The following is a 19,175-nucleotide window of genomic DNA, read 5'->3' as shown; positions in this document are numbered from 1 at the left end:
TTTCGATTTTATTTGGTTCCGAAAATACGGTCTCCTGCATCGCCAAGTCCAGGGCAGATGTAGGCGTTTTCATTTAACTGGCGGTCCAGATGTCCGACGTAGATCTGAATGTCCGGGTGAGCTTCCTGAAGCCTTTTTAAGCCTTCCGGAGCTGCGATGATGGCCATGAATTTGATATGCTTGCCTCCATGGGCCTTGATGAAGTCAACAGCAGCAACAGCGGAGCCGCCGGTTGCCAGCATGGGATCGGTGACCACAATGGTTCTCAGCTCAATAGGGCTTGGCAGCTTGCAGTAGTATTCGTGAGGCTCATGAGTGACCTCATCCCGGTACAGTCCGATGTGTCCAACCTTTGCAGAAGGAACCAGGGCTAAAATGCCGTTTACCATTCCAAGTCCTGCACGGAGAATGGGGACAACAGCCATTTTTTTGCCTGCAATCATAGGAGTCATACATGTTTCTATGGGAGTTTCCACTTCTACATCCTGTAAGGGAAGGTCTCTCAATGCTTCAAAGCCCATAAGCATGGCTATCTCTTCAATGAGGGAACGGAATTCGTTGGTTCCGGTTCTCTTATCTCTTAAGATGGATATTTTATGCTGGATCAGGGGATGGGTGAAAATTGTGACATTGTTCATGGAATAGTTCATAGTAGTTTGTCCTTTCTTTAGTCATTTGCTACATCAGGCGTTTCCGGCAGGATCAGGTTCGTAAGGACACCTATCACAACTGCGATGAAAAGACCTGAAATGTTTAAGGTAACAGTACCAATTTCTATATCAAGGCCTCCAATCTGAGCAAAGCCAAGGCCAAATACCAAAATCAATCCCACGATGGTTAAGTTTCTGCTGTGGGTAAAATCCAGGTTGGATTCCACAAGAGAGCGGACACCAACGGCGGCGATCATGCCAAAGAGCATGATTTCCACTCCGCCCTTTACAGGTCCCGGAATGGTCTGCAAAACAGCGCCTATTTTTCCGAGTAATCCCAGGAAGATGGCAAATACTGCAGTGAGCCGCAAAAGCTTTGGGTTATAGTTTTTGGTCGTTGCCAGAACTCCGGTGTTTTCCGCATAGGTGGTGTTGGCCGGTCCTCCGATAAAACCTGCAAATAAGGTGGCCAGACCGTCCCCTGCAAGAGTACGGTGAAGTCCGGGATCTTTTAAAAAGTCTTTTCCAACTACTGCTCCATTGGTGGTGATATCTCCGATGTGTTCCATAAAAGTGACACAGGCGATGGGAGCGATGGAAAGGATGGGGCCCAGGCTGAATTTCGGAAGTGACATAAAGGATACTCCGTTTAAATCCTTGGTCTGGAATGGAATATTGATCCATGCTGCGGCAGAAATGGCTGAATAATCCATTTCAAATATGCCAAAAGCCCCTAAGATGGCACATAAGAGATAGCCTGATGTGATTCCGATGAGGATTGGAACCAGCTTGAAAAAGCCGCGGGCGAAAATGGAGCATAGAATTACCACAAAGAGGGTAAAGAAGGCAATTCCCAGATTTAAGGCAATGGTTGGAGTCACTCCGTCTGCAAGGCTTAAATTGTTGGTGGCATCGTTGAGGGCAGTGCTTGCCAGGTTAATTCCGATGACCACAATGACCGGCCCTGTAACGACTGCCGGAAATACTCTTTTAATCTTGTCCGCACCGATGCGGTAAACGATTAAGGCGAACATAAAATAGACGAGACCGGCAACCACTATTCCGCCCTGCGCTAAAGGTATGTTTTCCGGTATGATGGTTCCTTCCGGACGGATCACTGCTGTGACAGCCGGCAGAAAAGCAAAGGAAGAGCCAAGAAAAACAGGAACCTTGAATTTAGTGCAAAAGTGGAAGATCAGTGTGCCCACACCGGCAGAGAACAAAGCCAGAGCTGGATTGAGACCTGTCAGCAGAGGCACCAGTATGGTGGCCCCGAACATTGCAAATAAATGCTGAATACTGAGTAAATAATCTCGTGTTGTAAGTTTTGTGCTGTTACTCATTTGTTTACTCCATTTCTTTTTATTTTCCGAATAATTTTAACAGAGATAGCCATAAATAGCAACTGTAAAACCGTGGCTTTCAATAAAAAAATTGATTTTTGGGATGACTTGTAATATAATTAATATTTAGCTTAGAAATATCTGGAATAGGAAAAGGAGACCAGGAACCGATGAAGAAGATTCTTGATTTAATTACGGCAGAGATGAAGACAGCCTTTGCAGAATGCGGCTATGACGAGGCTTATGCAAAGGTGACCTTATCAAACCGCCCGGATCTTTGTGAATACCAGTGCAACGGCGCCATGGCAGCAGCCAAGGCTTATAAAAAGAAACCCTTTGATATTGCGGCAGAGGCAGTGGAAAAGCTTTCCGGCAGCGAGGTGTTTGCTGCGGTGGAAGCAGTGATGCCGGGCTTTATCAATTTAAAGCTCAATCCGCAATATTTAGCAGAATATATGAACGCAATGGCTGACAGCGGACGGGGCGGATGTGAAACCAGCGAAAACCCTCATACCATTGTGGTGGATTACGGCGGCGCCAATGTGGCAAAACCTCTTCACGTGGGACATCTCCGTTCCGCAGTCATCGGTGAGAGCATCAAGCGGATGGGCCGTTTCCTGGGCCATACAGTCATCGGCGATGTTCATTTAGGAGACTGGGGTCTTCAGATGGGACTGATCATTGAGGAATTAAAGGACAGGAAGCCTGAGCTGGTTTATTTTGACCAGGCCTATGAAGGCGAATATCCAAAGGAAGCGCCTTTTACCATCAGCGAGCTGGAGGAAATCTACCCGGCAGCCAGCGCAAAGGCTAAAGCGGACGAGGCATTCAGCGCAAGAGCTCACGAAGCTACCTTAAAGCTTCAAAACGGCTATCAGCCATACAGGGCCATCTGGCAGCATATTATAGAAGTGTCTGTTGCTGATTTAAAGAAGAATTACGGAAACTTAAACGTTTCCTTTGATTTGTGGAAAGGGGAAAGCGATGCAGAACCCTATATTCCGGGACTGATTAAGGAGCTGGAGGAAAAAGGCCTTGCCTACGAAAGCCAGGGCGCTTTGGTGGTGGACATCGCCCAGGAAGGCGATTCCAAGGAACTGCCTCCCTGTATTGTGAGAAAATCAGACGGCGCAGCCCTTTATTCCACCTCTGATTTGGGAACTATCATTGAGAGAGAAAAAGATATTAAACCGGACTGGTATATTTATATCACGGACAAGCGTCAGGAGCTTCACTTTATCCAGGTATTCCGGGTGGCAAAAAAAGCCGGTTTCGTAGTTCAGGATAAGAAGATGTCTCACTTGTGCTTCGGAACCATGAACGGAAAGGATGGAAAGCCTTTTAAGACGAGAGACGGCGGAGTGATGCGTCTGGAGACACTGATTGCGGACATCAGCCAGGCGGCTTATGAAAAGATCATGGAAAACCGCACCGTTTCCGAGGAGGAGGCAAGAGAGACCTCCAAGATCGTGGGAATGGCGGCTTTAAAGTACGGAGATTTATCCAACCAGGCTTCCAAGGACTACGTCTTTGACATGGACCGCTTTGTATCCTTTGAGGGAAATACGGGACCTTATATCCTTTATACCATTGTGCGGATCAATTCCATTCTGGCAAAATACAGGGGACTGGAAGACAAGTACGAAGGAAAGGAAGAGATTCTTCCCGCCTTATCGGCTGCGGAAAAGGATTTGATGCTTCAGCTTTCCAGATACAATGAAGTCATGGAAACCAGCTTTGCAGAGCTGGCGCCTCATAAAATCTGCCAGTATGTATATGAATTGTCCAATGCCTTCAACCGGTTCTATCACGATACCAAGATCATATCCGAAGAGGACAAAAAGCAGCAGGCCTCCTGGATACGTCTGATCGGCCTCACCAAAGAGGTATTGAATGGCTGCATCAATGTACTGGGAATTGAGGCTCCGGAACGAATGTAAAAAGGGGAACGGATGTGAGACGCTATGAAAATATCGCAGATGACCACAAATGCCTTTTGGAAGGGCGAATCAGGCGTCAGAGCCCTGGTGGAAGATCAGGGAAAAGAATATAAGGCTGTCCTGCACTTAAAAGGGGATCAGGTTCTGGATTATTCCTGCACCTGCGCGGCGGGAAACTCCTACAAAGGCATGTGCCCCCACTGCCGGGTTCTCCATAAAGTCTATCAGGAGCAGGCGGCCGAGAGGCAGGTAAAACCTGTCACCACTTCCCCAAGAGCCAGGTCCATGATCCGGGAATACACCAACCGTGAGGTATCCCGGATCATGAGCGAGGGAGAAGAGGAGCAGATCAGGCTTTCGGTGTCCATGCTGTTAGGACGGCAGGACATCAGGCTGGAATTCAAGCTGGGCAGGGACCGCCTTTACCTGATCCGGGACCTGGTGGCTTTTGCAAAGGCAGTGGAGAGCGGAACGTATGTGGAGTACGGGAAGAATCTGGCCTTTCACCATGACCGCACCGTCTTTGTAAAGGAGAGCAGACCCCTTCTGGAATTCATCCTGGAGGTGGTAAACCTTTACTGTGAACATTATGAGCAGTTTCAGAAAAGCTCTTTTTCCACCCCTCCTGTCCTCCGGTTTTTGAGCTTGAATCAGGTGAACAGGGACCGCTTCTTCAGCATTATGAAGGGAAATATCCTGGAGACAGAGGATTATAAGGGAAAGAAGCGGAATCTGGAAATCCTGGATCAGAACCCGGATTTAAAGGTCAATGTGAGAAGGCAGGGACAGAGCGGGGTGCTGGTGTCCATTGACAGGGAGATCATGGCCTTTCAGGGGGAACACCATTTATATCTGGCGGTTGGGGATCACTTATACCGCTGCGACCAGTCCTGCAGTGAAAACCTGGGTGTATTTTTGGAACAGATGATGGAGGGCTTTGACGCCTCCTGCAGGCTGGAGATCAATGACAAGGATATGCCTCTTTTTTATGAACGGGTGTTAAAACGGATTGCCTCTGACTGCAGCATTGATTCCGGTGATCTTGACCTGGAAATCTTTAAGCCTGAGGAGTTAAAGGCCAGATTTGACTTCGATTCCAACGGTCCTGATGAGCTGGTTTTAAAGCCCACCCTGTCCTACGGGGATTACTCCTTTCAGCCGGTAGAGGATGAAAAGCTTCCCCGCACGGTTTGCCGTGATGTGCCGGGAGAGTTTCGCATCAGCCAGCTCATTACCCGGTATTTTAAGTACAAGGAACAGGATTCTCTATATCCGGTGATTCGAGAGGATGAGGATGGGGTTTACCGCCTGCTGTCAGAAGGCATGAGTGAATTCATGGCTTTGGGCGAGGTGTATTTCTCAGAATCCTTTAAAAGCTTAAAGGTGCTTCCGCCTCCCAAGGTTTCCATCGGCATCCGCAGCAGCGGAAACTGGCTGGAGCTTCAGGTGGATACAGCCGGTTTATCAGCCGCAGAGCTTTCCGGGCTCCTGGCGGGATACAACCGGAAAAAGAAGTATTACCGTCTGAAAAACGGCGAATTTATCAGCCTGGATGACAATGGCCTCATGACGGTGGCAAAGCTGGTGGAGGGACTTTCCATCGGCCGCAGCGAATTAGAGGGCAAGGAGATCCGCCTTCCTAAATACAGGGCTCTTTATCTGGACAGCCTGTTAAAAGAGGGAAGCGGCATCACCCTTTACAGGGACCAGCTCTATAAAGCGGTGGTCCGGGGGATGAAGTCGGTGGAAGACAGTGATTTTGAAGTTCCGCCCTCTCTGAGCCAGATTTTAAGAGGATATCAAAAGACCGGATACCGGTGGCTTAAGACCTTGGACAGCTATGGCTTTGGAGGAATCCTGGCAGACGACATGGGCCTTGGAAAGACCATTCAGATCATTGCCCTGCTTCTTGATGAAGCGGGAAAAGAGGAGCATACCACCTCTCTTATCATCTGTCCGGCTTCTCTCGTCTACAACTGGGAAAATGAATTCCGCACCTATGCTCCTTCCCTTAAGATACGGACCGTTACAGGCACCTCCCAGGAGCGGGAAGCCATGCTGGCCCACACGGAGGAAGCGGATGTGCTCATCACCTCCTATGATCTGCTAAAACGGGACAGGGACCTTTATAAAGGCAAGACCTTCCGCTTCCAGGTCATTGACGAGGCTCAGTATATTAAAAATGCATCGACCCAAAGTGCCAGAGCGGTGAAAGGCATTGACGCAGGCTGTCGCTTTGCCCTGACCGGAACGCCTATTGAAAACCGTTTATCTGAGCTGTGGAGCATATTTGATTTTCTGATGCCGGGATTTTTATTCAGCTATCAGCGGTTTAAAAAGCAGTATGAGGCACCCATTGTCAAAGAACAGGATGCATCGGCCTTAGAGGAGCTTCACCGCCTCATCAGCCCTTTTCTCCTGCGCCGCTTGAAACGGGATGTGCTGAAAGAGCTGCCGGATAAGCTGGAAACCGTGATTTACTCTGCCTTTGACAAGGAGCAGCAGGCCCTTTACGGAGCCAATGCCCTTCGCTTAAAGGAGGAGCTGGAAAGCCTGGGAAGCCAGACGGGAAGAGATCAGATACAGATACTGGCAGAGCTCACCAGACTCCGCCAGATTTGCTGCGATCCCCATTTGTGCTATGAAAATTACAAGGGAGCTTCGGCAAAGCTGGAGACCTGCATTGACATGGTGCGAAACGCTGTGGAGGGGGGCCATAAGATTCTGCTCTTTTCCCAGTTCACCTCCATGCTGGGAATCATTGAGGAAAGGCTGAAAAAGGAGAACATCCCCTATTACATGCTGACCGGCTCCACTCCGAAAGAGGAGAGGCTGCGCATGGTGAACTCCTTTAAAAATGATCAGATACCCCTGTTTCTAATCTCCTTAAAGGCGGGCGGAACAGGACTTAATTTAACTTCTGCCGACGTGGTCATCCACTATGATCCATGGTGGAATGTGGCGGCCCAGAATCAGGCCACAGACCGGGCTCACAGAATCGGCCAGGAAAAACAGGTGTCTGTGTTTAAGCTGATTGCAAAGGGAACCATTGAAGAGAATATTTTAAAGCTGCAGGAGTCGAAAAAGGATCTGGCGGATCAGATTATCGCAGAGGGAACCATTTCTCTGAGCAGTCTGACGAAAGAGGATTTGATGGAGCTTCTGGGCACCAAAGACGAAAGGATGGATGAGTGATGAAAGTACTGATGTTAAACGGAAGCCCTCATGAGAGAGGATGTACCAGCAGGGCCCTTATTGAAGTGGGAAGGGCTTTAAATGCAGAAGGCATTGACACAGAATATTTCCATGTGGGAGGGCAGACCATCCATGGCTGCATTGCCTGTCAAAAGTGCGCTCAGACTGGCAGATGCGTGTTTACGTATGACATGGTCAATCAGGTGCTTGATGAGATGGAAACGGCCTCAGGAATCGTGGTAGGCTCTCCGGTTCACTACGCTTCCCCTAACGGCACCATAATTTCCTTTTTAGACCGTCTGTTTTATGCGGGAAGGAATTTTGCTTTTAAACCGGCGGCAGCCGTTGTTTCTGCCAGAAGAGCGGGAACCACCGCTTCCCTTGACGCGTTAAATAAGTATTTTACCATTGCCCAGATGCCTGTGGTATCGTCCTCTTACTGGAATATGGTCCATGGGTTTACCCCTCAGGAGGTGGAGCAGGATTTGGAAGGGCTGCACACCATGAGGACTCTTGGAAGAAATATGGCCTGGATGTTAAAATGCATTGAGGTGGGAAAAGCAGCAGGAATCGAGCCTCCGTCCTGGGAAGAAATTCCGCGGACAAATTTTATCAGGTAAGGATGGAAAAATCTCCTTTACTTTTTTTCTATGTGGTGTATAATGATATAGACACTATATCTAGTGGTTATAAATTTTACGATACAAAATATAGAATGGGTTAAGGTGAGAGAGTTATGATTAAGGTTCAAAAGCGTGATGGAAGAATTGTGGAGTATGACAGAGAAAAGATTATTACAGCGATCCGGAAGGCCAATGCAGAGGTGGAAGTTTCTGAGCGGGCCGAAGAGGACATGATTAACGTCATACTGGACCATGTGGAGAAGGAAAATGACGGAGTCGTCAACGTAGAAGCCATTCAGGATATGATTGAAAGCGCTCTGGTGAACAAAAATAAATACGTCCTTTCCAAAAAGTACATCATTTACCGCTATCAGAGAGCACTGCTTCGAAAGGCAAACACAACGGACGAATCTATTTTAAAGCTGATCAAGAATGAGAACAAGGAGCTGGCAGAGGAAAATTCCAACAAGAATACGATTCTGGCTTCCACGCAGAGAGATTACATTGCAGGAGAGGTATCCAGGGACTTGACCAGAAGAATGCTGCTCCCGGAGAGAATTTCCATTGCCCATGACCAGGGGGCCATTCATTTCCACGATGCAGACTATTTTGTGCAACCCATATTCAACTGCTGTCTGATCAATATCGGGGACATGCTGGATAATGGAACCGTGATGAATGAGAAGATGATCGAAAGCCCCAGAAGCTTTCAGGTGGCCTGTACGGTCATGACTCAGATCATCGCCGCTGTTGCCAGCAACCAGTACGGGGGACAGTCTGTAGATGTCCGCCATCTGGGGAAATATTTAAGAAAGAGCAATGATAAATTCCATAAGCAGATCCGTGAGGAATTTGGAGATACAGTAACCGGTGAGGTGGCAGAGCGGATGGCTAATATCCGCCTTATGGATGAGCTGAAATCCGGTGTCCAGACCATACAGTACCAGATCAACACCCTGATGACTACCAACGGCCAGGCTCCTTTTGTGACCCTTTTCCTCTGTCTTGACGACCAGGATGAGTACATTGAGGAAAATGCCATGATCGTGGAGGAAATCCTTCGCCAGCGTCTGGAGGGAATTAAAAACGAGGCCGGAGTTTATGTGACTCCTGCATTCCCCAAACTGGTTTATGTGCTGGATGAGAATAACTGCTTAAAGGGCGGAAGATATGACTATATCACAAAGCTGGCGGTTAAGTGCTCTGCCAAGAGGATGTATCCGGACTATATCTCTGCCAGAAAGATGAGAGAGCATTATGAAGGCAATGTGTTCAGCCCTATGGGGTGCCGCAGCTTTTTGGCTCCATGGAAGGATGAAAACGGCAATTATAAGTTTGAGGGAAGGTTTAATCAGGGAGTGGTGAGCTTAAACCTGCCTCAGATCGGCATCCTGGCTAAGGGAGATGAGGAAACCTTCTGGAAGATTTTAGAAGAGCGTCTGGATCTGTGTTATGAAGCTCTTATGTGCAGGCATAAATCCCTGCTGGGAATCCTTTCCGACGTGAGCCCCATCCACTGGCAGTACGGCGCCATTGCAAGACTTAAAAAGGGAGAAAAGATCGATCCCCTGCTTGATAAAGGCTATTCCACCATTTCTCTGGGTTACATCGGCCTTTATGAGGTGACAAAGCTCATGAAGGGAGTCAGCCAGACGGTTCCTGAGGGCGAAGAATTCGCCTTAAAGATCATGAACCGCATGCGCAGGGCTACGGACAAGTGGAAAGCGGACACCGGACTTGGCTTTGCCTTATACGGCACCCCGGCGGAATCCCTGTGCTACCGTTTTGCCAGAATTGACAGGGAAAGATTTGGAAATATACCTGATGTGACCGACAAGGGATATTACACCAATTCTTATCACGTTGATGTTCGGGAGGATATTGATGCCTTCTCCAAGTTCACCTTTGAAAGCCAGTTCCAGAAAATTTCTTCCGGCGGGTCTATTTCCTATGTGGAAGTTCCCAACATGCAGAACAATCCGGAGGCCATGGAGGAAGTGGTGAAGTTCATTTACGACAACATCCAGTATGCGGAGTTTAACACCAAGTCCGATTACTGCCGGGAATGCGGTTTTGACGGGGAAATCATCATCAATGAGGATATGGAATGGGAGTGCCCTCAGTGCCATAACAAAGATAAAGCCAAGATGAACGTAACGAGAAGAACCTGCGGTTATCTGGGAGAAAATTTCTGGAATGCCGGAAAGACCAAGGAAATCAAATCCAGGGTTCTTCATCTGTAAGGTAATGTGAGCAGGAGGCAGTGCCATGAATTACGCGGCCATAAAGCCTAATGATGTAGCCAACGGGCCGGGCGTCAGGGTGTCCCTGTTTGTCAGCGGATGTACCCACGGCTGTCCGGAATGCTTTAATCAGGAGGCATGGGATTTTCAGTACGGCCAGAAGTACACACCGGAAATCCAGGAAAAAATACTGGGGTATTTAGACCGTAATTATATTGCAGGCTTAAGCCTTTTGGGCGGAGAGCCTTTGCACCCGGCAAACCAGAAAGAGGTTCTCTCTCTGGCGGAGGCGGTGAAAAGTCGGTTTCCTGAAAAGACCGTCTGGTGCTATACCGGCTATGATTTTGAACGGGATATTCTCGGAGATATGGCGTCCAGATATGAGGAAACCAGCAGGCTTTTAAGGTGTATTGATGTGCTGGTGGACGGAAAGTTCGAAGTTGCAAAAAAAGATTTAACGCTGCGGTTTCGAGGCTCGTCAAACCAGAGGCTGATTAAGGTTCCTGAGTCTCTGGCTTCGGGGAAAATCGTGGTGTGGGAATAAAGAATATGAGGCGCATTGCCTTTCCGGAATTCGGAAGGCAATGCGCCTTCTTTTATGGGTTTTAGACATGAAAGATATCCACAGTCCGATTGCCATGGAAAAAGAACTTGCAATATTATCTGAATCAGTTATTCTGGAAGTAGAATAACTAGATAAGGAGAAAACCGAGATGAATGCTGTACTGGAAAAAGCGGAGTCAGTTTTAGAGCTGCTGCCCGGTTTCCAATATCTCTATAGTGGAAAAACCGATGATTCCATTTTGGAATATCTGCTAAAAAGGGGCTGGGCCATAGAAGCCCGGAATGAGGAAACTGTTTTACAGGCAGAAAGGGCAGGAATGGACCGGTATGATATCTATTACACAGCACCCTGTAAAGATCGGGCCATTATAGAAGCAAACATTGGAAAATGCAGGTTTGTAGCCTCTGATTTTAAAGAAATGGAGCTGATCAATGAGGCTGCCGCCCGGATTTTGGCTCCGGGGTATCTGGAGGTGGTTGGACTTTCTGTAATTCCTGAAAAATATGACGATGGAAAACAATCGGGATTTCCCGTAGAAGAATTATCCCAACTGTCAGTATCGGCCAGAAAGCTGCGTTCCATATCCATACGGGGCTGCTTTGTCCAGGGCGGTACAAATGGTTTATACGGAGAAAGCCTTGGAAGATATTTGCGGGATTGTTATGAGACGGCCAAACAGGTTACGACCATCATCCCTTGCGGTATGTCCTATGTAAATGCCGGCAATTGTATGGAGCCTCTTTTCCGGACTCTTCAATCCGGCGGTAAAGCACAGGAAGAACTCAGGACTGCTGCTGAAATCCTTGCCAAGCAGAATCAGACGGCGTTTTATGCCAAACTTCTGATACAATAAAAAACGGCTGCCATTTGCCCCCTCTGGGGCAGTGTGCAGCCGTTCTTTTAATTACTTTTTATAATAAGTTTCTTTTAAAGGCAGACTCTGTCTGAACTTTTCATCCAGCCTGTAATATGCATGGGCACAAGCTGGAGCAGTGGGTATCATGCACAGTTCTCCGCAGCCTTTGGCGCCGAGAGAGTAGGGGAGTTTATCCTCTTCTTTTGGCTGGCAGAGGATGACTTCCAGCTCAGGCGCTTCGTCAGCTCTCATAAAGCCAATGGAACCCAGTTTGCTTACCGGATAACCGTCTTTGCATTTGAATTCTTCCGTTACGCCATAACCGATTCCCATAATCATACCGCCTTCAATCTGGCCTTCCACGGATTGGATATTCACCGGAGTTCCTACGTCGAAAGCGGAAACTGCCTTGGTGATTTTTCCTTCCTCGTTTAAGATGATAACCTGAGTGCCGTAGGAATAGGACACATGGCTGATGGGATTATCCTTAATGGCTCCGAGGGGATCTGTTTTTGCGGAGTATTCCCCAAAGAATTCCTGGCCCTCTAAGTCAGAGACGGTCTTTCCTGCATCGAGAACGCATTTTAATTTTTCCCCTACCCGGCGGGCTGCTTCTCCGGTCACCACTGTCTGGCGGGAAGCCGTTGAAGTTCCGGAGTTTGGCGTGCGTATGGTATCTGCGTGTTCAAAGACGAAGAGGGCAGGATCAAGCCCTGTGACATGGCAGATTTCCGTTAAAACCATTTGGCCGATTCCCTGTCCCATACAGGAAGCAGAGGTACGGATGTGAATTTTCCCCTGTTCTACAGATAAGAGGACACGGCCCACATCCATCTTGCCCATTCCGGTTCCTGAGTTTTTAAAGCCGCAGGCAATTCCGGCATAAGGATTGGAATAATAAATATCCTTTACAGCATCGAGACATGCTTCCATATTGGTATTGGCATCAGCGGTCTGGCCGTTTGGAAGAACATCTCCCGGTTTAATGGCATTGCGGCGGCGGATTTCCCATGGGTCAAGACCGGCCATTTCTGCCAGCAGGTTAATATTCATTTCTGTGGCAAAACAGCTCTGAGTCACTCCGAAACCGCGGAACGCGCCGGAAACCACGTTGTTGGTGTAGACGGACATGCCGAAGATATCAATATTCTGGTAGTTGTAAGGGCCGGCGGCATGGGTACAGGCACGGTGAAGCACAGGCCCTCCCAGGGAAGCGTATGCACCGGTATCGGCAATGATAACCCCCTTCATGGCGGTCAAATGGCCGTTTTCATCACAGGCGGTGGTGAATTCCATTTCTATGGGATGACGTTTTACGTGGTAATCTAAGGATTCCTGACGGCTGTATTTTACCTTAACCGGTTTTTTTGTATACCATGCCATTAAAGCGGCATACTGCTGTACAGACATATCCTCCTTGCCGCCAAAGCCTCCACCCACTAAAGGTGCATGGCAATGAACTTTTTCTTTGGGAATCTGGAGCATCTGAGCGCACTCTCTTTGGACGTCATATACAGACTGGCTGGTGGTATAGATGAGCAGTCCGTCTTCGTCTTCCGGAAGTGCCACACAGCACTCCGGTTCCATAAATCCATGTTCCTGCCAGGAGGTTTTGTATTTTCTTGTGACCGCATATTTTGAATTTTTAATAGCTTCATCCGCATTGCCCCGCACCAGACCTGCACGGCTCATGATATTTCCGTCTTCGTGGATGAGAGGGGCGTCTCCTTTTAAAGCCTCATAAGGGTTTGTGAGAGGGGATAGTTCGGTATAATCCACTTCGATGAGAGAAAGAATCTCTTCCAGTGATTCCATACGGTTTGTTGCGACCACTGCCAGAGCATTTCCAACATAGCGGGTGATATCCCCTTCGCCCATAAGCACATCCCAGTCCTGCTTGATATGGCCGATTTTATTGCAGGGTACATCTTTTTTTGTCAGGATTTCCACACAGTCCGGATGCTCTAATGCCTTTGATACATCGATCCGGTTGATCAGTGCCCTGGGATATTTGGAGTAAAGGCACTTCGCATAGAGCATGCCGGGCAAGTAGATATCATCTGTGAAAATACCGGTTCCATTTACTTTTTCTGCGGCATCAATGCGTTTAAAATGTTCATTCATCTGCAGGGTAGAAGGAGGAAGAGGGATTTCTAAATGTTCCCTGAAAAAGCTGGCAGCCAAAAGAATGGCATCCTCGATTTTCTTATAACCGGTACAGCGGCATAAGTTACCTCGTATGGCTTTTTTAACTTCTTCCCGTGTTGGCTCTAAATTGGTATCCAGAAGACTTTTGGCAGATAAGATCATGCCTGGAATACAAAAGCCGCATTGAACGGCGCCTGCATCTGCAAAGCAGTGTTCGTAAATTTCCATTTCCGCAGGATCAATTCCTTCGATGGTGAGAATGTTTTTTCCCTCCAATGTGCTGATTTTCGGAACACAGGCTTTTACCTTCTTTCCGTCAACCAGAACGGTACATGTTCCACAGGCGCCCTCGCTGCATCCATCCTTTGTTCCTGTCAGCATCAGATCATCTCTCAGAAAGCGCAGGAGCTTTTTATCATGAGGTGCTTCGTAAATTTTCCCATTAATATGCAGTGTGTACATATATGGCTCCTTTCGATTAAATCCCTTTTTCTTCTAAAAAATCCTTAAACAGGTTCATACAGACAGTTTTCCTGTATTCTGCAGAAACCCGGCCTCTGGTCAATACCATACGTTCCTCGTATGCAGCCAGAAGTTTTTCCTTTACAGCTCTGGCTTCCTCCAGAGTTTTTCCTGTTATCATGTCCTCCAAATCCCGGAACCGCAAAACCGTGTCAGATACTGCCCCGAAGGCTGCAGCCACGTTTTTAATCAGTCCTTCTTCTACGGTAATTAACCCTGCAAAGGAAACACGGGAGATGGCAAGAGCATTCCGGCCGCCTACTTTTTTATAGTAATAATTGTCCAGGCCCTTTTTGGGCATGAGAATTTCCACGATCAATTCCTCTGGCTTTAAATCCAGTTTTTTTCTGCCCTTATAAAAATCGTTGATATCAACAATCCGTTCTCCCTGAAGAGAGGCAAGGCGCAGCTTTGCACCGCAGATGTAGAAGATCAGGACAGAGTCGGCTTTGGCTGAACCATTGCCGATATTGCCTCCAAAGGTTCCGGTGTTGCGAATGGCGGGGGCGGCAATCCTGGATACGGCTTCTTTCATCAGGGGATGAATGAGGCTGGATTCCAGCGCCTGGGTGAAGGTGACGCAGGAGCCGATAGAAATATAATCTGCGTCCTCCCTGATCTGCTTTAATTCTTCCAGCCCGTTTAAAAACAGATAGGAGACATCTTTCCTGTTTTCCACCATAAGGTCAGTTCCGCCTGCATAGGGGACAACGGTGTTCATGTTATTTTTTATTTCCAATGCTTCCTGTAAGGAAGCCGGTCTGTATCCATTTACCATAATCCATTTCCCTCCTCTGCAGCTATATGAACTGCTTTTACAATGGCGTTGTAGCCGGTACAGCGGCATAAATTACCGGAAAGCCCTTCCCTTATTTCGCTGTCCGTTGGGTGAGGTATCTTGCTTAAGAGAGCCTCGGCAGCTAAAACCATGCCTGGAATGCAGAAGCCGCATTGAACCGCTGACATGGATGCAAAGGCTTTATCCAGTACGGCAAACCGCTCTGTTTCACGAAAACCTTCCATAGTGACGATGCTTGCTCCTTCTATGGCTCCCATAGCTACGCAGCAGGAGTTGACCAGTATTCCGTCTATCAGGACGGAACAGGCGCCGCATTCTCCTTCTTTACAGCCGCATTTGACACTGACGGCATGATAAGTATCTCTTAAAACGTCCAGAAGACGGTCGGCAGCGCTGCCATGATAGGCAGTTTTGGTGCCGTTTAACAGAAAATTAATTCCTTCCATTATAAACCCTCCTTCATAATCACTTTTATAGTATCCTCTGCTGTAAATGGAGCATGATTTAACTTCACTTTCCGGCCTAAGGCTTGTTCTATAGCTTCCACATAAGCTCCGGGGGCTCCTACCAGGGGAAGCTCTCCCGCACCTTTGGCTCCGTAAGGTCCGTCAGGATATTTTTCCACATGCAGCATACATGTTAAGTTGGATACATCGGCAGCAGTGGGAATTAAATAATCGGAGAAAGAGTTGTTGCGGATTCTCCCTTTCTGATCGTAATCCATATATTCGGTTGAGGCGTAACCGATTCCCTGGAGGAAGCCGCCCTCCATTTGTCCCATGACAATGTTGTAGTCAATGGGAGTTCCCACATCAAAGCAGCCGTAGGCTCCAAGAATTTCTGTCAATCCTGTATAAGTATCCACCTCTACTTCAATGGCGCTGACGCCCCAGGCATAAGTGGGGTAAGCATCACCCTGGAATTTATCCAGATAGAAAGGAATGACAAAATCCGGTTCCTTAAAATGTTCTTCCACAATCTGATCTTCCCCTTCTTTCCATTCCGTGCGGAGTTTGATGGCGCAGCGGCGGAGAAGTTCTCCCACGACCATCAGAGAACGGGATGCAACGGTGGGGCCTGAGTCCGGGACCCGTGCCGTATCCGGCTGATCGTAATAAACCTTTTCCAGAGGCAAATTCAACTCTTTGGCAACAATTTTTGGAAATGTGGTGCGAAGCCCCTGGCCGATTTCTCCGTTGGAGGCAAGGATTTCCACAGTGCCGTCGGGATACTTATGGAGTTTGCATACTGCTTTGATGTGATCCCGTTCACCGGAGCCCGTAAAGCCTGCTCCGTGGAAATGCATGGAAATGCCGATTCCTCTGCGGTAGCGTCCGGTCTGAGGCTTTGTGTATTCCCGGCGTTTTCTGCGGAAATCACAGGCCTGGTCAATTTCGCCGATCATGGCAGGAATGGGCACGGGGAAATGGTATCTGCCGGAGGTGGAAGTGGAATCTCCCTGTTTTACAATGTGTTTTTCCTTAAATTCCAGGCTGTCAATTCCCAGGTCCATGGCGATATGAGCCATCATCATCTCAACGGCAAAAAATGTCTGGGGAGCGCCAAATCCACGGTAGGCTCCTGTCGGAGTTGTATTGGTTTTTAAAGCCCTGCCTCTTACATGAAGGTTTTCAACGTCGTAAATTCCGCTTGAACAGATGATTCCCCGTTGAAGCACCACGGCAGAGAGTGTGGTGTAGGCGCCGCTGTTGAATTTTATATCAATATCCATGGCAGTCACTTTGCCGTCTTTCACAGCAACTTTGTATTTGCAGAGGGAAGGGTGGCGCTTGGAGCTGAACTCCAAATCCTCCCGGCGGTCAAAGATACAGCGTACCGGAGCATTGGCTTTTTTGGCGGCAACAGCCACCTGGCAGCCGAGAACCGATGGAAAGGCCTCTTTTCCTCCAAATCCGCCTCCGGTCACATCCTGTTTAACATGTACCCGGTCCGGTCCGCAGCCAAGGGCGCGTATAACGGCTCCGTGAACGTAGTAGGGACATTGGAGGGAGCCGTGGATAAACATCCGGCCATCTTCCTCAAGCTCTGCCATCATTCCCTGAGGCTCTAAATAGGCCTGCTCCTGGTAACCGGTGGTAAATTCCTCTTCGTAAATTTTGTCAGCTTCAGAAAAGGCTTTTTCCATATCCCCTTTGCCGTATTCATAATCAAAGAATACTGTTTCTGATTTGCGGATGTCCAGGACAGGCTCCAGTTCTTCGTAATCAACCTGGATTTCAGATAAGATGCGGTCCACCACGGATTCCTCCGGTCCAACCACCATTCCTATGGGCTCTCCTATGTATTCTACGGTTTCCCTGGCATAGACAGGCGTGTCATCCATAACGATGTTTACGTTGTTGTCTCCGGGAACATCGGACTGGTCAACGTAGAAATATCCATGGGGAAGAGGGGGCACCTGTACGGCTGAAAGCCTTGCATGTGCCAGGGTTGAGCGAAGCATTTTCCCCACCAGAACCCCGTTGCTTTCATAGTCGCCCACATAAACAGAGTGGCCGCTCATCTTTGGTGCATGATCTTTTTTAACTACTGGCTGGCTGATATGTTCCATTTTACATTTCCTCCTTTTATATTTTGGCCGGGCAAAACCGGCTGATGCAGATATCATAATCTTCTCTGGTATCCAGATCCATCCAGACTCCTTCGTCATCCACAGGTACGTGAATGATGGAATCTTCCTGCTGTTTCCAGATCTGTCTTAAACCGCCTTCTCCGTTAAAACTCAAAATGGCCTCCCGAAAGCTGTAGTCAATCAAAGGCGGGTGCTTCCGGTGTCCTTCCAGAGTGGGGAAGAGGACAGCAGGCCGGACAGTGGGACAGGCTTTCATCAGCTTTATAAAAGTGCCTTTTTTCACAACCGGCATATCCCCCGGAAGCAGGAAAAAGGACTTGCAGCAGGGCATGGCCTGAATTCCGTATTTTATGGAGGTCAGCATGTCGGTTGTTTCATAGTGGGGATTGCGGGTATAAATGATTTCTTTCCCATAGTGATGGCGAAGAACTGATTCAATATCATCTCCCCGGTATCCCAGAACGATTACAATCCGCTTTACTCCTGCTGACAGCAGGCTGTCAACTGTGCTTTCAATCATGGTCTTTCCCTTAAAAGGCATCAGCGGCTTAAAATCTCCCATGCGGCTGGATAAGCCTGCAGCGAGTATGAGACCACAGGTGGAACTGGATTTTCGCATAAAAATCACCCCTTTTATAACGACACTGTTAGTTATATTGCTTAGTGTTATTATAAAAAGGGTGTGAAAATGTTTCAAATTCTTTCTTGAAAGAACTCGCTTTATGTGAAAAGACCACTATCGTGGAACAGAAGGGTAAATTCATTCTGGGTAAACCGGAAAACCTTATCCTCCAGCAGGAGCCAGGTCTTTAAAAACTGGATTCCTTTTGGAGTCAGGGTGGTATTCCCTCCCCGGCTGCCTCCGTGTCTTCGCTCTACAATTGGATAACCGGCTTCGGCTTCCAGTTTATTTAACATATCCCAGGCTTTGCCATAGGATAAGGCCATGCGGTCACAAGCCTGACGCACGGAATGAGTGTCCAGTATGAGGTACAGCAGAAGTTTGATCCTGGTATTAAAAAAGACAGACTCCTTTTGAAGGCTCAGTTGGACTGTTGGATGCAAAAGTGCCTGATTATGGTTTGCCAGATGGGTCTCCAACTGACTGGAGTCCCGCACTGTCATATGGATTCCCTGGTCGTTTACCGGAACAAAGGTGCGGCGGTCAGCCAGGGAAGATACAGCTCCCCTCAATCCGTCTTTTCCTGAATAAGAAATGATATGGGGAACGATCTCATCGGAGAGGACAATCGGATGTCCGCCCCGGTTCCCGCAGGATGGAACGGCAATATCACCTTTTGATTCCAGCAGACGGTTTAAAGTATCCGGAGTGAACATGGGAACATTTACCGGTGTGAAAACAATTCTCTCACATTTTCCCAAGAGATATTGGAGGCCGATTTTTACTGAATCAAAAAGTTCCGGCTGGTCACAGTCCTCGTTGGGAATAAAGATGACACCGTAGCTGGATAACTGGTACCTTACCTCATCCTCCTCTGTTCCGGTTACAACTACAATAGGGAAGATACCTGCCTGCTGAAAGGAAATGACGATCCGTTTAATGATGGGAATTGTTCCGATATGCAGCAAAGGCTCTGCATCTTTTTTGCTGGCGGCGGCAATAATTCCGCCAATTCGGTTGATTTTCATGTCAGATTCGCCTCCTGAATCAAATGATTTTTCCTAATCATAGCATGA

At 48.0% G+C, this 19,175-nt stretch carries 14 protein-coding genes; 6 read left to right on the top strand and 8 right to left on the bottom strand.

Going from position 1 to position 19,175, the window contains the following annotated elements:
* Window positions 1-8: 8 nt before the first annotated feature.
* Window positions 9-638 carry a uracil phosphoribosyltransferase gene (upp, locus tag QM657_RS14505; protein ID WP_415067411.1) on the bottom strand — a complete coding sequence of 210 codons (630 nt, stop codon included), beginning with the start codon at window positions 636-638 and terminating at the stop codon, window positions 9-11.
* Window positions 639-667: 29 nt separating this feature from the next.
* Window positions 668-1,993 carry a uracil-xanthine permease family protein gene (locus QM657_RS14500; RefSeq protein ID WP_415067410.1) on the bottom strand — a complete coding sequence of 442 codons (1,326 nt, stop codon included), beginning with the start codon at window positions 1,991-1,993 and terminating at the stop codon, window positions 668-670.
* Window positions 1,994-2,163: 170 nt separating this feature from the next.
* On the opposite strand from QM657_RS14500, the gene argS reads away from it, so the two are divergent.
* The 6 genes from argS to QM657_RS14470 all read left to right on the top strand — a co-directional run bounded on the left by argS (window position 2,164) and on the right by QM657_RS14470 (window position 11,412).
* Window positions 2,164-3,933 carry an arginine--tRNA ligase gene (argS, locus tag QM657_RS14495; protein WP_415067409.1) on the top strand — a complete coding sequence of 590 codons (1,770 nt, stop codon included), beginning with the start codon at window positions 2,164-2,166 and terminating at the stop codon, window positions 3,931-3,933.
* A 24-nt stretch (window positions 3,934-3,957) separates the two neighbouring features.
* The gene (locus tag QM657_RS14490) at window positions 3,958-7,128 is read left to right on the top strand and encodes an SNF2 helicase associated domain-containing protein (RefSeq protein WP_415067408.1); all 3,171 of its coding nucleotides are present in this window, start codon (window positions 3,958-3,960) and stop codon (window positions 7,126-7,128) included.
* Window positions 7,128-7,748, top strand: coding sequence for a flavodoxin family protein (locus QM657_RS14485; RefSeq protein WP_415067407.1), 621 nt, complete (start codon window positions 7,128-7,130; stop codon window positions 7,746-7,748). The genes QM657_RS14490 and QM657_RS14485 overlap by 1 nt, the downstream gene beginning before the upstream one ends.
* A gap of 116 nt (window positions 7,749-7,864) precedes the next feature.
* A complete protein-coding gene (gene nrdD / locus QM657_RS14480; RefSeq protein ID WP_415067406.1) occupies window positions 7,865-9,994 on the top strand; it encodes an anaerobic ribonucleoside-triphosphate reductase in 2,130 nt (709 codons plus the stop codon).
* 25 nt (window positions 9,995-10,019) lie between these two features.
* Complete coding sequence (nrdG, locus tag QM657_RS14475; protein ID WP_415067405.1) at window positions 10,020-10,538, top strand: anaerobic ribonucleoside-triphosphate reductase activating protein; 519 nt, start codon at window positions 10,020-10,022, stop codon at window positions 10,536-10,538.
* A gap of 169 nt (window positions 10,539-10,707) precedes the next feature.
* Window positions 10,708-11,412, top strand: coding sequence for a hypothetical protein (locus tag QM657_RS14470; protein ID WP_415067404.1), 705 nt, complete (start codon window positions 10,708-10,710; stop codon window positions 11,410-11,412).
* A 51-nt stretch (window positions 11,413-11,463) separates the two neighbouring features.
* Here QM657_RS14470 and xdh read toward each other — a convergent pair whose 3' ends face one another.
* From xdh to QM657_RS14440, 6 genes are all read right to left on the bottom strand, one after another.
* A complete protein-coding gene (gene xdh / locus QM657_RS14465; protein WP_415067403.1) occupies window positions 11,464-14,025 on the bottom strand; it encodes a selenium-dependent xanthine dehydrogenase in 2,562 nt (853 codons plus the stop codon).
* Between the two features lie 16 nt (window positions 14,026-14,041).
* Complete coding sequence (locus tag QM657_RS14460; protein WP_415067402.1) at window positions 14,042-14,863, bottom strand: FAD binding domain-containing protein; 822 nt, start codon at window positions 14,861-14,863, stop codon at window positions 14,042-14,044.
* Window positions 14,857-15,330, bottom strand: coding sequence for a (2Fe-2S)-binding protein (locus tag QM657_RS14455; protein ID WP_415067401.1), 474 nt, complete (start codon window positions 15,328-15,330; stop codon window positions 14,857-14,859). Before QM657_RS14455 ends, QM657_RS14460 begins: the two co-directional genes overlap by 7 nt.
* Window positions 15,330-17,456, bottom strand: a complete 2,127-nt coding sequence (locus QM657_RS14450; protein WP_415067400.1) for a xanthine dehydrogenase family protein molybdopterin-binding subunit — start codon at window positions 17,454-17,456, stop codon at window positions 15,330-15,332. Before QM657_RS14450 ends, QM657_RS14455 begins: the two co-directional genes overlap by 1 nt.
* 16 nt (window positions 17,457-17,472) lie before the next feature.
* A complete protein-coding gene (locus QM657_RS14445) occupies window positions 17,473-18,096 on the bottom strand; it encodes a nucleotidyltransferase family protein (protein ID WP_415067399.1) in 624 nt (207 codons plus the stop codon).
* Window positions 18,097-18,197: 101 nt separating this feature from the next.
* Entirely contained in the window at window positions 18,198-19,127 is a 930-nt protein-coding gene (locus QM657_RS14440) for an NTP transferase domain-containing protein (protein WP_415067398.1), read from the bottom strand.
* Between the last annotated feature and the right edge of the window lie 48 nt (window positions 19,128-19,175).

Source organism: Lacrimispora sp. (assembly GCF_047605665.1).
GTDB lineage: Bacteria > Bacillota > Clostridia > Lachnospirales > Lachnospiraceae > Lacrimispora.
This window is presented reverse-complemented; position numbering and strand designations above follow the sequence as displayed.

Coding starts and splice junctions, on each gene's coding strand:
- QM657_RS14500 (WP_415067410.1), bottom strand. CDS start 1,993: ATGAGTAACAGCACAAAACTTACAACACGAGATTATTTACTCAGTATT.
- QM657_RS14490 (WP_415067408.1), top strand. CDS start 3,958: ATGAAAATATCGCAGATGACCACAAATGCCTTTTGGAAGGGCGAATCA.
- argS (WP_415067409.1), top strand. CDS start 2,164: ATGAAGAAGATTCTTGATTTAATTACGGCAGAGATGAAGACAGCCTTT.
- nrdD (WP_415067406.1), top strand. CDS start 7,865: ATGATTAAGGTTCAAAAGCGTGATGGAAGAATTGTGGAGTATGACAGA.
- QM657_RS14455 (WP_415067401.1), bottom strand. CDS start 15,330: ATGGAAGGAATTAATTTTCTGTTAAACGGCACCAAAACTGCCTATCAT.
- QM657_RS14485 (WP_415067407.1), top strand. CDS start 7,128: ATGAAAGTACTGATGTTAAACGGAAGCCCTCATGAGAGAGGATGTACC.
- QM657_RS14440 (WP_415067398.1), bottom strand. CDS start 19,127: ATGAAAATCAACCGAATTGGCGGAATTATTGCCGCCGCCAGCAAAAAA.
- QM657_RS14445 (WP_415067399.1), bottom strand. CDS start 18,096: ATGCGAAAATCCAGTTCCACCTGTGGTCTCATACTCGCTGCAGGCTTA.
- QM657_RS14460 (WP_415067402.1), bottom strand. CDS start 14,863: ATGGTAAATGGATACAGACCGGCTTCCTTACAGGAAGCATTGGAAATA.
- nrdG (WP_415067405.1), top strand. CDS start 10,020: ATGAATTACGCGGCCATAAAGCCTAATGATGTAGCCAACGGGCCGGGC.
- QM657_RS14470 (WP_415067404.1), top strand. CDS start 10,708: ATGAATGCTGTACTGGAAAAAGCGGAGTCAGTTTTAGAGCTGCTGCCC.
- QM657_RS14450 (WP_415067400.1), bottom strand. CDS start 17,456: ATGGAACATATCAGCCAGCCAGTAGTTAAAAAAGATCATGCACCAAAG.
- upp (WP_415067411.1), bottom strand. CDS start 638: ATGAACAATGTCACAATTTTCACCCATCCCCTGATCCAGCATAAAATA.
- xdh (WP_415067403.1), bottom strand. CDS start 14,025: ATGTACACACTGCATATTAATGGGAAAATTTACGAAGCACCTCATGAT.